The 229-nt window shown below is 68.1% G+C and carries 1 pseudogene; it reads left to right on the top strand.

From position 1 onward, the window contains the following. Positions 1 to 229, top strand: a pseudogene (locus tag R0J92_RS27490) (NAD-binding protein); the annotation flags it as partial.

Below are 229 nucleotides of genomic sequence, written 5' to 3'. Positions count from 1 at the left end.
GCGGGCGGCAGCGGTCTGGCGCTGGGCTCGGGCTACGCGCGCCTCGGCGCCGAGGTCACCGTGGTCGAATAGATGGACGCGGTCTGCCCCGGCATGGACAAGGACGTCCAGCGCGGCTTCCAGCGCATCCTGGAAAAGCAGGGTCTCAGCTTCATCATGGCCGCCGCCGTGCAGGGCGTCGAGACCACCAAGACGAAGGGCAAGGTCAGGGACCGGCCCAAAAAAGACG

The sequence above is a fragment of the Tritonibacter sp. SIMBA_163 genome (genome assembly GCF_046535935.1).
In the GTDB taxonomy this organism is placed as follows: Bacteria; Pseudomonadota; Alphaproteobacteria; order Rhodobacterales; family Rhodobacteraceae; genus Epibacterium; species Epibacterium scottomollicae.
This window is presented reverse-complemented; position numbering and strand designations above follow the sequence as displayed.